At 65.5% G+C, this 14,086-nt stretch carries 11 protein-coding genes; 8 read left to right on the top strand and 3 right to left on the bottom strand.

Annotated elements, in window-relative coordinates:
• Positions 1 to 301: 301 nt before the first annotated feature.
• Positions 302 to 1,171: a lytic murein transglycosylase gene (locus EDE12_RS15265; protein ID WP_083967449.1), complete on the top strand. Its 870-nt coding sequence runs from the start codon at positions 302 to 304 to the stop codon at positions 1,169 to 1,171.
• Between the two features lie 33 nt (positions 1,172 to 1,204).
• Here the strand turns inward: EDE12_RS15265 and EDE12_RS15260 are convergent, their stop codons facing one another.
• Positions 1,205 to 1,879 (bottom strand): hypothetical protein, encoded by a 675-nt coding sequence (locus tag EDE12_RS15260; RefSeq protein WP_245511936.1) that lies wholly within the window; start codon positions 1,877 to 1,879, stop codon positions 1,205 to 1,207.
• Positions 1,880 to 2,230: 351 nt separating this feature from the next.
• Between EDE12_RS15260 and EDE12_RS15255 the strand changes: the two genes are divergently transcribed.
• Positions 2,231 to 3,004: a Bax inhibitor-1/YccA family protein gene (locus EDE12_RS15255; protein ID WP_024880689.1), complete on the top strand. Its 774-nt coding sequence runs from the start codon at positions 2,231 to 2,233 to the stop codon at positions 3,002 to 3,004.
• A gap of 82 nt (positions 3,005 to 3,086) precedes the next feature.
• Here the strand turns inward: EDE12_RS15255 and EDE12_RS15250 are convergent, their stop codons facing one another.
• Positions 3,087 to 3,500 carry a DUF2794 domain-containing protein gene (locus EDE12_RS15250; RefSeq protein WP_026599107.1) on the bottom strand — a complete coding sequence of 138 codons (414 nt, stop codon included), beginning with the start codon at positions 3,498 to 3,500 and terminating at the stop codon, positions 3,087 to 3,089.
• A 519-nt stretch (positions 3,501 to 4,019) separates the two neighbouring features.
• On the opposite strand from EDE12_RS15250, the gene htpG reads away from it, so the two are divergent.
• The 3 genes from htpG to EDE12_RS15235 all read left to right on the top strand — a co-directional run bounded on the left by htpG (position 4,020) and on the right by EDE12_RS15235 (position 8,552).
• Positions 4,020 to 5,987, top strand: a complete 1,968-nt coding sequence (gene htpG, locus EDE12_RS15245; protein ID WP_084768638.1) for a molecular chaperone HtpG — start codon at positions 4,020 to 4,022, stop codon at positions 5,985 to 5,987.
• A gap of 9 nt (positions 5,988 to 5,996) precedes the next feature.
• Positions 5,997 to 6,872 (top strand): peptide chain release factor N(5)-glutamine methyltransferase, encoded by an 876-nt coding sequence (gene prmC / locus EDE12_RS15240; protein ID WP_026599105.1) that lies wholly within the window; start codon positions 5,997 to 5,999, stop codon positions 6,870 to 6,872.
• Positions 6,873 to 7,592: 720 nt separating this feature from the next.
• Positions 7,593 to 8,552 (top strand): DUF4167 domain-containing protein, encoded by a 960-nt coding sequence (locus EDE12_RS15235; protein ID WP_026599104.1) that lies wholly within the window; start codon positions 7,593 to 7,595, stop codon positions 8,550 to 8,552.
• Between the two features lie 21 nt (positions 8,553 to 8,573).
• Here EDE12_RS15235 and EDE12_RS15230 read toward each other — a convergent pair whose 3' ends face one another.
• The gene (locus EDE12_RS15230; protein WP_026599103.1) at positions 8,574 to 9,881 is read right to left on the bottom strand and encodes a hemolysin family protein; all 1,308 of its coding nucleotides are present in this window, start codon (positions 9,879 to 9,881) and stop codon (positions 8,574 to 8,576) included.
• A gap of 256 nt (positions 9,882 to 10,137) precedes the next feature.
• On the opposite strand from EDE12_RS15230, the gene clpB reads away from it, so the two are divergent.
• From clpB to EDE12_RS15215, 3 genes are all read left to right on the top strand, one after another.
• Entirely contained in the window at positions 10,138 to 12,753 is a 2,616-nt protein-coding gene (clpB, locus tag EDE12_RS15225; protein ID WP_026599102.1) for an ATP-dependent chaperone ClpB, read from the top strand.
• 215 nt (positions 12,754 to 12,968) lie between these two features.
• Positions 12,969 to 13,580, top strand: coding sequence for a glutathione S-transferase N-terminal domain-containing protein (locus EDE12_RS15220; protein WP_024880684.1), 612 nt, complete (start codon positions 12,969 to 12,971; stop codon positions 13,578 to 13,580).
• A 140-nt stretch (positions 13,581 to 13,720) separates the two neighbouring features.
• Positions 13,721 to 14,083 (top strand): hypothetical protein, encoded by a 363-nt coding sequence (locus tag EDE12_RS15215; protein ID WP_024880683.1) that lies wholly within the window; start codon positions 13,721 to 13,723, stop codon positions 14,081 to 14,083.
• Positions 14,084 to 14,086: the final 3 nt, after the last annotated feature.

The raw sequence follows: 14,086 nt of genomic DNA, 5'->3' as shown, positions 1-14,086 counted from the left end.
GCTCTGACGCAAACGCCGCCATAGTAGACGGGCGATTTCGCCGCGGCAAGAACAATATGAGAACGAAAATTGGCCATGCTTCGGCAACCGGCCGCTAACCGGCGAGAGCTAGTCTGAGGCCGGTTTCAAGGATCGGCAATTTCGGCTTTTCGCGAAAGCGTCGCCATCGTGCGGCCGCGCTCTCGTGAGCAAAGAGCGCTTTCCGATCGGACAGGGCCGTTCGATCGATCAGAAATTCGCGCTGGGGGGATATCGCCCTCGAGAGCGCAAAGGGCTTCGCCCGAGAGATGGGGTCGGCGATATGTCTCAGAACAAACGGATGACGAGGGCGCTCGGCGCCGCGGCTTTGGCGCTGGCGATCGGCTTCGGCGCGCCGAAGGCGCAAGCGGCCGAATGCGGACGCAATGGCGAGGGATTCGAGGCCTGGCTCAGCAGCTTCGAGAAGGAAGCCGCCGCGGCCGGAATTTCCAAGGCGGCGATCGATTCGTCGCTCCGCGACGTCTATTACGACCGCTCGGTGATCTCGCATGATCGCGGGCAGAAAGTGTTCCGCCAGACATTCGAGCAATTCTCGGCGCGCATGGCCAATTCCTTCCGCGTGAGCAAGGGACGCGCGCTGCTGCAGAAGCATGCGGCGCTGTTCAAGCGCATCGAGCAGAAATATGGCGTGCCGGGGCCGGTCATTGTCGCCATCTGGGGGCTGGAGACGGATTTCGGCTCTTATCTCGGCGACTTTTCGACGATTCGCGCGCTGGCGACGCTCGCCTATGATTGCCGTCGCGCCGACAAGTTCCGCGCCGAGCTGCTGGACGCGCTGCGCATCGTGGAGCGCGGCGATCTCGATCCCGCGCAAATGCGCGGCGCCTGGGCGGGCGAGATCGGCCAGACGCAGTTCATGCCGTCGTCCTATCTGAAATTCGCGGTGGATTTCGACGGCGACGGCAAGCGCGATCTCGTTCACAACACGGCGGATGTGCTCGCCTCCACCGCCAATTTTCTGCATGGCTACGGCTGGAAGCCGGGCGCCGGCTGGGACGAGGGCGATCCGAATTTTCCGGCGCTGCTCGAGTGGAACAAGGCGAAAGTCTATTCCAAGACCATCGCCCTGCTCGCCGATAAGATCAAAGGCGCGAGCGACACGCGCTCATCAGGAATAGACGCTCCGCGATGAGGCGGCCGCTTTTCGGCATGGTCTGCGGAGGGCTTACTCCGCCGGCTCGGCGTCGGCCGTCTTCAGCGAATGGATCGGCCGGTGCCGTAGATAGATGAAGAACATGGCGATGACGCCGACGCCCATGAGCAGATAGAGGGGCAGGGTGCGCATGAAGCTCTTGCCCACGGAGAAGGGGAAGCGCGACACCCAGCGCTCGCCATGGTCGCCGGTCACGGTCACTATGCCGACGAAATAGCCCGCGTCGGGAAAGTCGTGCTCGAAATTGATCGTGCCGGTCGGATAGGTTCGCGGACCGCGATAGGCGACGGTCACAGCGTCTAGGTCGGCGTTCTCTTTCTCCTCGCTGCCGATATCCCTGACGATTCTGATCTCCACCGCCATGTCGCGCAGCTCGTCCTGCTCGGCGTCGAGCGCGATGATCGTGTGGCCGGTCGCGGGAATATCCTCGCAGAACTCATTCTTGGAGGCGTCCGGCAGATAGCCGGTGAAGTTCATAATGTCCGGCCCGATGAACAGCCGGCACCGCCCCTCCGCGGAGCCGAGCCGGCCATGGGCCGAGGCGGGGGCCGCGGCGCCGAGAAGCGTCAGCAGAAGGACGAGAAGAACGGGCGGCGCGGAACGAGTCGCAGGACGCAGAAACCCATCGATCGACCGCCAGAACGGGGCAAGACCGCTGTCGGACATGATGATTCCCCCATGGATCATGTGTTGCGGGCCTCGTTCCGTGGGCGCCTTCGCTCCGACGACGAAGCGAGAGCCGGTTCGGCCGACCCGGTCGCTCGCCGCCTGCGACAATGCGGCATGTTAGCGCATTCTCACGGAGCGGCAAGAGCGTGAACGGGCTCGGCTTTTGTCCGCCTCCCGGCATAGAATTGCGGCCCGTCGCGAGTCCTATACTGCGCCTTTTGCTTGCGTTTTGCTCGGCATGGCGTGAACTTTGCCGCATTGCGCCCGCGGACTCTTGTTTTTCCGCGGGCCGCACGCCATATTCGACGGCGAGGACCGCGCCGATTGGCCGGATAGACCGGGCCGCGCGGCCTTTTTCGAGAGGATGCTATGTCCAATTTCGACCGCAACACGAGCTTCGGCTACCGGGGCGGGGTCTCCAGAGCCGGCACGGCCGAGATCGACCAGGGCCTGCGCGCCTATATGCTCGGCGTCTATAATTATATGGTCCTGGGTCTCGGCGTCACCGGCGTCGTCGCGCTCGGCACGCATATGCTCGCCGTGGCCAAGGAAGGCGGGCGGCAGATCGCGCTCACGCCTTTCGGTCAGATGCTCTACACCAGCCCGCTGAAATGGGTGGTGATGCTGGCGCCGCTGGCCTTCGTGTTCTTCCTGGGCTATCGCGCCGACCGCGTCTCCGCGGCGACGGCTCGCAACCTGTTTCTCGCCTTCTCGGCGGTGATGGGCTTGTCATTGTCGTCGATCATGATCGTCTTCACCGGCGCGTCGATCGCCAAGGTGTTCTTCATCACCGCGGCGGCCTTCGGCGGCCTCAGCCTCTATGGCTATATGACGAAGCGCGATCTCTCTGCCTTCGGCTCCTTCCTGGTGATGGGCCTGTGGGGCCTCGTGCTCGCGAGCCTCGTAAATCTGTTCTTCCAGAGCAGCGCGATGCAGTTCGCCTTGTCGATCCTGTCGGTGTTCATCTTCGCGGGCCTCACCGCCTGGGACACGCAGTCGATCAAGGACGGCTATTATCAGAACGCCGGCTATGGCCAGGAGATGGTGCAGAAGCAGAGTATCTTCGGCGCTCTGTCGCTCTATCTCGACTTCATCAACATGTTCCAGTCGCTGCTCTATCTCTTCGGCGAGCGCAACGACTGATCGGACGATCGATCCGATCCGGGATAAAGGAAGGCCCCGCTCCGGCGGGGCCTTTTCTTTTGCCGGGCGCGCGCCAATTCGCTCAGTCGCGCACCAATTCCAGCTTCTTTTGCAGCACTGCGACGACGCGCGAGAGATCATGGCCGCGGCGCATGACGAGGCCGCCGGCGGCGACGACGCAATAGGCGCCCTGACGGCGCGCCAGCTCGGGATTTTTCTCGATGCGATAGAGCGGCGCCTCGCTGGCGCGGCGAAAGACCGAGAACACCGCCTTGGCGGGCGAGAAATCGATGGCGTAATCGCGCCATTCGCCGGCGGCGACCTTGGCGCCATAGAGATCGAGCAGCAGTCGCAGCTCACGCCGATCGAAGGACACGAGCGGAGCGCTGCGCTCGGGCGCGGCCCTGGCCCGGTCCGCATCATTCGTCGCGCGGCCTGCCACGACAGAGAGCAGGCCGCGCCGCCGGCTGGGATCGGTCGTCTCCGTCTCGCTCATGCCGCTTTCCTCATTTCTTGGGCATGATCGCGCGGCAAATGCGCGAGGGCAAGACAAAGATGACAATGAGACGACGATGGGCCTCGCGCGCCTGGCCGAGATTTCACATTTTCGCCAATATCGAGCCCCTTGTCCGCCAAAGGAGCCGACCAATATCTAGCCCATTGCCTCGACACGCTCGGGAAGCCGTTTTTCCGGATTTCGTCAGCCCCCCAGCCCCCCGGAAGGGCGCTTTTCGAGCACATGAGTTCGTGGCGATGGACGGGCCGGCCGGGCGACGCTCGGGCGGCCCGTCTTGTTTCGGGCTTCTCCACCACGCGCCTCTTCTTTCCACGCTCTCGCAAGTCTCGCGCGATCGAGTCTCGCGCGATCGAGTCGCGCGACCCATGGCGGCCGTCTTGCAACTTCGTGGACGATCCCCGATATCACTCTCGCGTTTCGCTCGAGGCGGCTCGACGGACGCCATTGCCGATCAATGACGATCTCTATATCCCGGCCAGAGCCAGCGCGCCGTCGGCCATGCTTCCATTTGCGGAAAGCGACGCGCGCGGCGGAGCCGACAGAAAAAGCGGAGACGAGCCCGTGACCGACCACGCCGAAACACAGACGATCGACGCAGCCGAGCGCAGCGATTACGGCTTCCAGGCCGATGTCGCGCGGCTCCTGGAGCTCATGACGCATTCCGTCTATTCGGAGCGCGACATTTTCTTGCGCGAGCTCGTGTCCAATTCGGCCGATGCGATCGAGAAGCTGCGCTTCGAGGCGGTGGCGAACGAGGGGCTGGCGGCGCAGGCCGGCGCGCCGCTCGTCACCATCGCGCTCGATAAGGAGGCGCGCACGCTGACCGTCGCCGACAATGGCGTCGGCATGTCGCGCGAGGATCTCGTCGCCGCGCTCGGCACCATCGCCAGCTCCGGCACCCGCGCCTTTCTCGATGATCTCGAGGCCAAGGGCGGCGCCGACAAAGGCGGCTCGCTGATCGGGCGCTTCGGCATCGGCTTCTATTCGGCCTTCATGGTCGCCGATCACATAGAGGTGGCGACGCGCCGCGCGGGCGCTGCGGAAGCATTTTTGTGGACGTCGGAAGGCAAGGGCTCGTTCCAGATCGCGCCGCTGGCCGCGGAGGACGCGCCCGCCGTCGGCACGCGCGTCACGCTGCATCTCAATGCGGAATCGGACGAGTTCCTCGAGCCCTATCGCATCGAGCAAATTTTGCGCGAGCATTCGGGCGCCATCGCCATACCGATCGATCTCGTCGAGGAGAAGGGCAAGGAGCCGCGCCGCCTCACCGACGGCGTTGCGCTGTGGACGCGGCCGAAATCGGAAATCGGCGAGCAGGACTATAAGGATTTCTATCAGCAGATTTCCGGCCAGTTCGACGAGCCGGCGCTCACCATTCATTGGCGCGCGGAAGGACGCACCGAATATACGGTGCTCGCCTTCGCGCCCGGCTCGCGGCCCTATGATCTCTTCGATCCGCAGCGCAAGAGCCGCTCCAAGCTCTATGTGCGGCGCGTGCTGATCTCGCGCGAGGCCGATATTCTGCCGTCCTGGCTGCGCTTCATGCGCATCGTCGTCGACAGCGCCGATCTGCCGCTCAACGTCTCGCGCGAGATGGTGCAGAACAATCCGATCATCGGCGCCATCCGCAAGGCGATCGGCACGCGCGTGCTCAAGGAGCTTTCCGATCTCGCGGCGAATGACGCCGAGAAATTCGCCGCCGTGTGGAAGAATTTCGGCGCCGTCATCAAGGAGGGCCTGCACGACGACCCGGTGCGCCGCGACGAGATTTTCGCCATTGCGCGATTTTCGACGTCGCAGCATCAGGATGGCGGGCGCAGCCTGAAGGATTATGTCGAAAATCTACGGCCCAATCAGACGGCGATCTATTACATCACCGGCGACGACAAAAAGCGGCTCGCCTCCAGCCCGCAGCTCGAGGGCTATCGCGCCAAGGGCATAGACGTTCTGCTGCTGGACGATCCGGTCGACGCCTTCTGGGTGACGAGCGCCGTCGGCTATGACGGCAAGCCGTTCAAATCGGTGACGCAGGGCGCCGCCGACATAGACGCCGTGCCGGCGCCGGAAGGCTCCGAGACGCCGCCCGCCAAGGCGAGCGCCGATGTCGCGCTGCTCACCGCCGTGCTGAAGGAGACCCTGGCCGAGCATATCGACGATGTGCGCGTCTCGACGCGGCTGCGCGAAAGCCCCGCCTGTCTCATCGCCAACGATCACGGCTTCGATCTGCAGCTCGCGCGCATGCTGCAGGAGAGCGGCAATAAGGGCGCCTTCGGCAAGCCGGTGCTCGAGATCAATCCCAGCCATGAGGCGGTGCTGGCGCTCGCGCAAAAGGCCAAGGCCGATCGCGCCGGCGCGGAGGATGGCCTCTGGCTGCTGCTCGATACGGCGCGCATCGCCGATGGCGAGGCGCCGATCGACGCCGCCGCCTTCGCCAAGCGCGTCGCCGCTCTGCTCGCTAAAGGCTGACGCGGCCGCATGATCGCTCCCGCGCTCGAGGATGCGAGCCGCGCCGCAGCGCTCGAGGAGGTCGCGGCCTTTCTCGAGCGCAGCGGAATCGAGGATGCGCGACGCGATGCGCGCGCGCTGCTGTTCGCCGCCGGCAGCTTCGGCGCGGCGGAACTGCTGCTCGAGCCCATGGCGAAGCTGGGGGAAGCGGCGCTCGCGACCTTGCGCGATCATGCGCGGCGCCGCGCGGCGCGCGAGCCCGTTTCGCGCATTCTCGGCATGCGCGGCTTTTGGACGCAGGATCTCGTCGTCTCGCCGCATGTGCTCGATCCGCGTCCGGACACCGAAACGCTGATCGAGCTTTCGCTCGAGCTTATGCGCGAGCGGCGCCACGAGCCATTGCTGATTCTCGAGCTCGGCGTCGGCTCGGGCGCGATTCTCTGCGCTTTGCTCGCCGAATTTCCCTCAGCGCGGGCGATTGGCGTCGATCTTTCCACGGAGGCTTGCGAAGCCGCCGCGCTCAATCTCTCGCGCTGCGGCTTTGCGAATCGCGCCTCATTGCTGCGCGGCCGCTGGGCCGATGCGCTCGGCGCGCGTTTTGATCTCATCGTCTCCAACCCGCCCTATATAGAAAGCGGCGAATTGGAAGCGCTCGAGCCGGAGGTGCGTCTTTATGATCCGCGCCTCGCGCTCGACGGCGGCGCCGATGGCCTCGCCTGCTATCGCGAGATCATCGACGATCTGCCGCGTCTGCTGGCGGCGCAGGGCGTCGCAGTGCTCGAGGCGGGAGACGGGCAGGCGCGCAGCGTCGCCGCGCTGATGGCGGAGAAAGGCCTCGAGCCGGCCGGAATTCGCAAGGACGCGGGCGGACGCGAGCGCGCCGTCGCGGCGCGCCGCCGCAGCTGACGCATCCGCAAGTCGTGACAAATTGGCTACACCCCCTATTTATGTGAGCGACGGAACGTTCGCGCCCTTGGCGAGGCTTCCCCGGTGGACTATAGTCGCTCGCGAAAAGACGCTGAACGTCGTGAGCGACGCCGAGCGCGGATGAGGGGGAATACGGCCGGTCCCCGAAATTTAGCCGATGGCGCGCATCCCGCGCCGCAGAGGCCGGAGTCCGGCGCCGCCGTTCGAACCAGACGAGACGATGCGAGAAGACTGCATGGTCGGGTGTTCGGCGCGACACTAATGTGTTCGAGCAATCGAGCGTGAGCGACGGTTTCGTGATCTGGCTATGACCGCGAAGACGGCGTGAGACACGCAACTCGCTCGCCGCGAGCCGAACGCTTCGACGCCGCCTCTCGAGGACGCGTGATGCGGGATCGGCTCGGAGCGAGGCGCTCGGGTGAAGCGCGCTCGAGTAAAATTGAGAATTCGGCGCAGGCCGTTCCACCAGAACGCCGCGCCGGCCGCGCGATCCATGCCGGGATCGCGCAAGCGACAGAACGGACAGATGCGCCGCTCGAGGTCGAGCGGAGCCGTTCCGTTGGATCGGGCTCTTGCGGCAATGGCCGCGCCCGGCTTCCGCCTCTGACGCAGTTTCGAGCGTTCGTCCCTTTCGGCGCGTTCTGCCGAAGCACGACACGCCGAGCCGGCAAAGCGTAAGGACCTTCTTGGGGATATTCGATGAGACCAGGACAGAATAAACGCATCCGCGGCCGTAATGGCGGCCGTAAAGGACCCAATCCCCTCACGCGTTCCTACGAGTCGAACGGTCCCGACGTCAAAATCCGCGGGACTGCTCAGCATGTCGCCGAGAAATATCTTCAGCTCGCCCGAGACGCGCAATCCTCCGGCGACACCATCATGGCCGAGAGCCTGCTCCAGCACGCCGAGCATTATTTCCGCCTGATCGCCGCAGCTCAATCCGCGCAACAGCAGGCGCAGGGCGGCTATGGCGGCCGTCCCTTCGAGGCGTCGGACGCCGATGTCGACGACGATGACGATTTCAGCGGCATCTCGGATCGTTTCGCGCCGCTGTCCGAGCGCCTGCCGCAGACCGCCGGCTATCAGCCGCCGCCGCAGCAGCCCTATGCGTCCGCGCCTTATGCGCAGCCGACGCCACAGCCGCAATTCGCGCCGCAGCCGCAACCGCAGCCCTATGAGGAGCGCCCGATCGGCGAGCGACCCAGCAATGAGCAGCCGCGCTACGAGCGCCAGCCGCGCCAAGATCGCGGGGGACAAGATCGCGGGGGACAAGATCGTGGCGGCTTCCGCGATCGTCGCGACCGCAACAATGGCGGCGAGCAGAGCGCCGAAGGCGGCGGCGAGCGTCCGCATCGCCCGAATTTCGAGCGCAATCGCGAGCGTCGTTTCCCGCCGCGCGTGCAGCCCGCCGCGCAGGAGGAGGCGCCCGCCGCCGCTCTGCCGTCCTTCATCACAGCGCCGATTCGCGCCGCCGGCCCGGAGGAGGGCGAGGCTTTCGCACGTTCCGAGCGCGCTGTCGTTCGCGAGCATGAGGAAGCCGCCGCCGGCTTTCATCTGAACCAGCGCCGCCGCCGCCGCACTCGCGCGCAGGGCGAGGAGGCGAATGGCAATGTCGCCGACGAGACGCCGCGGACGGGCGAGCTGCCGCTCGCCGATTGATCGAAACGCCGCGGCGCTCCGTCAGAGCGCCGCGCGTCTTTGCCCGCGCAGCGCTCGCTGGGCGAGAATTTTGTCGATCCGCCGGCCGTCCTTATCGAGAACTTCGAAGCGCCAGCCATGCGCGTCGAAGCTCTCGCCGATCTCCGGCAGATGGCCGGCATGCGCCAGAACGAAGCCGGCGGCCGTCTGATAGCTCCTGTCCTCGGACGCAGGCATAGAGAGAAGCTCCAGCATTTCATCGGCGGGCATGCCGCCCGAGATGAGCCATGAGCCGTCGTCGCGCTGCACGGCGTGAGGCTCGGGCGGGCCGTCCGCCGTCCCGAATCCGCCGGCGATCGCCTCGAGAATGTCGGCGTCGGTCACGATCCCCTGGAAGTGGCCATATTCGTCGAAGATCAGAGCGACATGGACGGAGGCGCGCTTGATCATCTCGACCACGTCCAGCGCGTCAGCGGAGGTCGGGACGATCGGCGCCTGGCGCACGAAATCGCTCGGCTGCGGGCTCTCGCCACGCAGATAGGAGTCGAGCAGGTCCTTCGCCTGCAGGACGCCGAGCATGTTCTCGGTCTTGCCGCGATAGGCTGGCAACCGTGAATGGACGCTGGCGATGATCGCCGCACGGATCGTCTCCGGCGAATCGTCGAGATCGATCATGTCGACCTCGCCGCGCGGCGTCATCACGCCGCGAACCGGACGATCGCCGAGACGCATGACGCCGGCGATCATCGCGCGCTCGCCCGGCTCCAGAACGCCGGCCGTCTCGGCCTCGGCGACGAGCGCCCTGATCTCCTCGTCCGAAACGAGATGCGCGCCCGCCGCGCCATGGCCGAGCGCGCGCAGAAGCGCGCGTCCAGAGAGATCGAGAAGGAAGACGAGCGGCGCGGCGAGCCGAGCCAGCACGCTCATGACCGGAGCGACGGCTGCGGCGATCCGTTCGGGGTCGCGCAGGGCGATCTGCTTGGGCACGAGCTCCCCGACGATCAGCGACACATAGGTGATCGCCGCGACGACGACACCGACGCCGAGCGTCTCCGACATGGCCGGAGACAGGCCTTGTGACGCGATCCATTCGGAGAGCCGCGCGCCGAGAGTCGCGCCGGAGAAGGCGCCGGACAGCACGCCGATCAGCGTGATGCCGATTTGAACGGCGGAGAGAAATTTTCCAGGATCGGAAGCCAGGTCGAGGGCGGCGCGCGCGCCGGGAACCCCGCGCTCCGCCGACGCTCTGAGGCGCGCAGGGCGCGCCGATACGACGGCGAGCTCCGCCATCGCGAGCGCGCCATTGACCATGGTCAAGGCGATGACGACGGCAATTTCCAAGTAAGGCATAGATGCGAGCATAGCCGCGCCGTCGCCGTCCCGCGAGTCCCCCCTTTCGGGTCGGCAACGATCGCGTGAGCGCAAAAACGCCGCTTCGCCCTCGCTGTTCGAGCGGGAATCCTCGCGCTCCAGTCGTCGCACCCTCTTTTCGAGCGCGAGGGTCTTTCCCATATCGGCCGTGAAGGTCGCCGCAAGGGGCCGTTTTCACGCCATATAGGGACGAGGCGCGCCGCTTTGCGTGGCGTCTCGAGACCGGAGGGTTTCCATGAATTTCGACAAATACACGACGCGCGCGCAGGGCTTCGTGCAGGCCGCGCTGTCGCTCGCCACGCGTGAGGGCAATCCGCAGCTCACGCCCGAGCATGTTTTGAAAGTGCTGCTCGACGATGAGCAGGGCCTGTCCGCCGGACTCATCGATCGCGCGGGCGGTCGCTCGCGAGAGGCGCTCGCCAAGACGGAAGCCGCGCTCGCCAAGCTGCCGAAAGTCTCCGGCGGCGGCGCCGGACAGCCCTCGCTCAATCAGGCCATCGCGCGGCTCTTCGACAATGCGGAGAAGCTCGCGCAAAAGGCCAGCGATTCCTACGTCACCGTCGAGCGATTGCTGCTCGCCATCGCGCTCGAGAAGGGAACCGACGCAGCGCGCATTTTGAGCGAGGCCGGCGTGACGCCGCAGACGCTCAATTCGGCGATCGAAGATTTGCGCAAGGGCCGCACCGCCGATTCCGCCTCGGCCGAGAGCGCTTATGATTCGCTGAAGAAATATGCGCGCGATCTCACCGAGGCCGCGCGGGAAGGCAAGCTCGATCCGGTGATCGGCCGTGACGAAGAAATTCGCCGCACGATTCAGGTGCTGTCGCGCCGCACCAAGAATAATCCCGTGCTGATCGGCGAGCCCGGCGTCGGCAAGACGGCGATCATCGAGGGGCTGGCGCTGCGCATCGTCAATGGCGACGTGCCCGAATCGCTGCAGGACAAGAAGCTGCTCGCGCTCGACATGGGCTCGCTGATCGCCGGCGCGAAATATCGCGGCGAGTTCGAGGAGCGCTTGAAAGCCGTGCTGAACGAGATCACCGCCGCGCAGGGCGGGATCATATTGTTCATCGACGAGATGCACACGCTGGTCGGCGCCGGCAAGGCGGATGGCGCGATGGACGCCTCCAATCTGCTGAAGCCCGCATTGGCGCGCGGCGAGCTGCATTGCGTCGGCGCGACCACGCTCGACGAATATCGCAAGCATGTGGAGAAAGACGCGGCGCTGGCGCGGCGCTTCCAGCCGGTGTTCGTCGACGAGCCGACCGTGGAGGACACCATCTCCATTCTGCGCGGGCTGAAAGAAAAATACGAGATGCACCATGGCGTGCGTATCACCGACGCTGCGATCGTGGCGGCGGCGACGCTCTCCAATCGTTACATCTCCGATCGTTTTCTGCCGGACAAGGCGATCGATCTCGTCGATGAGGCGGGCTCGCGCCTGCGCATGCAGATCGACTCCAAGCCCGAGGAATTGGACGAGCTCGACCGGCGCATCATTCAGCTGCGCATAGAGCAGGAGGCTCTGCGCAAGGAGACCGATCCGGCCTCGAAAGATCGTCTCACCAAATTGGAGACCGAGCTCGCCGAGCTGACAGAGAAATCATCGGCGCTCACGCAGCGCTGGAAGTCCGAGAAGGACAAGCTCGGCGTCGCCCAGAAATTGAAGGAGCAGCTCGAGAACGCCCGCAACGAGCTGGCGCAGGCGCAGCGCCGCGGCGAGTTTCAGCGCGCCGGCGAGCTCGCCTATGGCCTGATCCCCGATCTCGAGCGCAAGCTCGCCTCGAGCGAGAAGGAAGGCGCGCAGAAAATGCTCGAGGAGGAGGTGACGCCCGAGCATGTCGCGCAGGTCGTCTCGCGCTGGACTGGAATTCCGGTCGATAAGATGCTCGAGGGCGAGCGCGAGAAGCTGCTGCATATGGAAGACGAGCTGGCGCGCCGCGTCGTCGGGCAGAGGGAGGCGGTCGCCGCCGTCTCCACCGCCGTGCGCCGCGCCCGCGCCGGACTGCAGGACCCCAACCGTCCGATCGGCTCCTTCATCTTCTTGGGGCCGACCGGCGTCGGCAAGACGGAGCTGACCAAGGCGCTCGCCAATTTTCTCTTCGACGACGAGACCGCTTTGGTGCGTCTCGACATGTCGGAATATATGGAGAAGCATTCGGTCGCGCGCCTCATCGGCGCGCCTCCCGGCTATGTCGGCTATGAGGAGGGCGGGGCGCTCACCGAGGCGGTGCGGCGTCGGCCCTATCAGGTCGTGCTGTTCGACGAGATCGAGAAGGCGCATCCGGATGTGTTCAACGTCCTGCTGCAGGTGCTGGACGATGGCCGTCTCACCGACGGCCAAGGCCGCACCGTCGATTTCAAGAACACGCTCATCATCATGACGTCGAATCTCGGCTCCGAATTCCTGGTGATGCAGCAGGAGGGCGAGGATTCCTCCGCCGTGCATGCCGAGGTGATGCAGGTGGTGCGCGCGCATTTTAGGCCAGAGTTCTTGAACCGCGTCGATGAGATCGTCCTGTTCCACCGCCTGCGGCGCGAGGATATAGGCGCGATCGTCGATATTCAGATCCTGCGGCTGCAAAAGCTGCTGGACGATCGCAAGATCACGCTGAAGCTCGACGAGAAGGCGCGGGCGCTGCTCGCCGCCAAGGGCTACGACCCCGCCTATGGCGCGCGTCCGCTGAAGCGCGTGATCCAGAAGGAGCTGCAGGACCCGCTCGCCGAGGCGCTGCTCGGCGGCGAGATCGTCGACGGCTCCACCGTGTGGGTCTCCACCGACAGCCAGGGGCTGACGCTGGATGGACGGCCGATCGGACGGCGGAGCTTCGGGGCCGAAAAGGCGGCGTGAGATGGGGGCGCGGCATGCGCCCTCATCCGACCTCGCTTCGCGAGGCTGCCTTCTCCCGCAAGCGGGAGAAGGACGCGCCGCGTCTTTAAATTCCTGTCGTCTTTCAAAAAGGGGCGGTCTCCTTCTCCCACTCGTGGGAGAAGGTGTCGCGCGAAGGCGCGACGGATGAGGGTCCTTCGGCGCGCAACTTGCTTCTCGCGAGCCGGAGGCGCGCAATGAAATTCTATATGACGCCGGGGTCCTGCTCGACCGGAATTCACATTCTGCTCGAGGAGATCGGCCTCGTCTTCGAGGCTTATATCCTCAATCTGCCGCGGGGCGATCATCTCAAGCCCGAATATCTCGCCATTAATCCGCATGGCACGATTCCGACGCTGGTGCGCGACGACGGCACGGCGCTCTGCGATTTTGTCTCGATCGCGACATGGCTCGCCGAGACCTATCCGCGCCGCAAGCTGCTGCCCGAGGATCTCGCCGGCAAGGAGCGGGCGATGGAAGTGCTGAATTTCGCGACGCGCTACATTCACGGCGAGGGCTTCCGCCGCGTGTTCACGCCGGAGCGCTACGCCGTCGCCGGCGATATTGAGGCGGTGAAGGCGCAGGGTCGTGAGATCGTCGCCGAGGCGCTCGCGAAAGTGAGCGGCGAGCTCGACGGCAAGAGCTATGCGGCGGGCGCCTTCTCTATCGCCGACGCCGGCCTGTTCTATGTGGAGTTCTGGGCCGACAAGATCGGCATGGAGCTGCCGGTCAATTGCCGCGCGCATTACGAGCTGATGAAGACGCGTCCCACTGTGCGGCAGGTGCTGGCCGAGGAAGGCTATCGCTGAGATTTTGCTTTTCCACGCGACAACTTGCCGCAGGAGAGCCTCGGCGGGCGCCTTGACCCTTCGCCGCCGCTCCCCTAGCGTTGAGGCTCGCAGCTCGGAGAAGGCGGCCCGTGCAAGTCGAGACTCGCAAGATCTTCAGAATGGAGAGAGCCGTCGTCGGCATGCTGGCGGCTGCTGTCCTTCTGCTGCAGATCGTGGCGGTCGGCTTCGCCACCGGGGCCATGGCCCAGGACGGCGCTTTCGGCGTCGTCTGCGTCACCGCTCAGCCGGGTTCTCCCTCCTCCGACACCGCGCCTGTCGAGAAGCATGTCGGCCCTTGCTGCATGCTCCATTGCAGCTCGGCGGCCGAGGTCGATGGCTCCGATGCGGTGGTCATCGTCCTCGCTTTCGACTTCCCCGCGGCCTCTCCCCCGATCTTCGACGATCGGACGGCCGTGGCCGCCGCTGCGCCGCCGGAATTGCGGCCCCTCTCGCCACGCGCTCCACCCGCCGCCCTCGCCTGATCC

Source organism: Methylosinus sp. sav-2, from assembly GCF_004366495.1.
Classification (GTDB): Bacteria; Pseudomonadota; Alphaproteobacteria; order Rhizobiales; family Beijerinckiaceae; genus Methylosinus.
The sequence above is the reverse complement of the archived record's forward strand: the minus strand, read 5'-3'. Positions and strand labels throughout refer to the sequence as shown.

Coding starts and splice junctions, on each gene's coding strand:
- EDE12_RS15265 (WP_083967449.1), top strand. CDS start 302: ATGTCTCAGAACAAACGGATGACGAGGGCGCTCGGCGCCGCGGCTTTG.
- EDE12_RS15260 (WP_245511936.1), bottom strand. CDS start 1,879: ATGATCCATGGGGGAATCATCATGTCCGACAGCGGTCTTGCCCCGTTC.
- EDE12_RS15255 (WP_024880689.1), top strand. CDS start 2,231: ATGTCCAATTTCGACCGCAACACGAGCTTCGGCTACCGGGGCGGGGTC.
- EDE12_RS15250 (WP_026599107.1), bottom strand. CDS start 3,500: ATGAGCGAGACGGAGACGACCGATCCCAGCCGGCGGCGCGGCCTGCTC.
- htpG (WP_084768638.1), top strand. CDS start 4,020: ATGCTTCCATTTGCGGAAAGCGACGCGCGCGGCGGAGCCGACAGAAAA.
- prmC (WP_026599105.1), top strand. CDS start 5,997: ATGATCGCTCCCGCGCTCGAGGATGCGAGCCGCGCCGCAGCGCTCGAG.
- EDE12_RS15235 (WP_026599104.1), top strand. CDS start 7,593: ATGAGACCAGGACAGAATAAACGCATCCGCGGCCGTAATGGCGGCCGT.
- EDE12_RS15230 (WP_026599103.1), bottom strand. CDS start 9,881: ATGCCTTACTTGGAAATTGCCGTCGTCATCGCCTTGACCATGGTCAAT.
- clpB (WP_026599102.1), top strand. CDS start 10,138: ATGAATTTCGACAAATACACGACGCGCGCGCAGGGCTTCGTGCAGGCC.
- EDE12_RS15220 (WP_024880684.1), top strand. CDS start 12,969: ATGAAATTCTATATGACGCCGGGGTCCTGCTCGACCGGAATTCACATT.
- EDE12_RS15215 (WP_024880683.1), top strand. CDS start 13,721: ATGGAGAGAGCCGTCGTCGGCATGCTGGCGGCTGCTGTCCTTCTGCTG.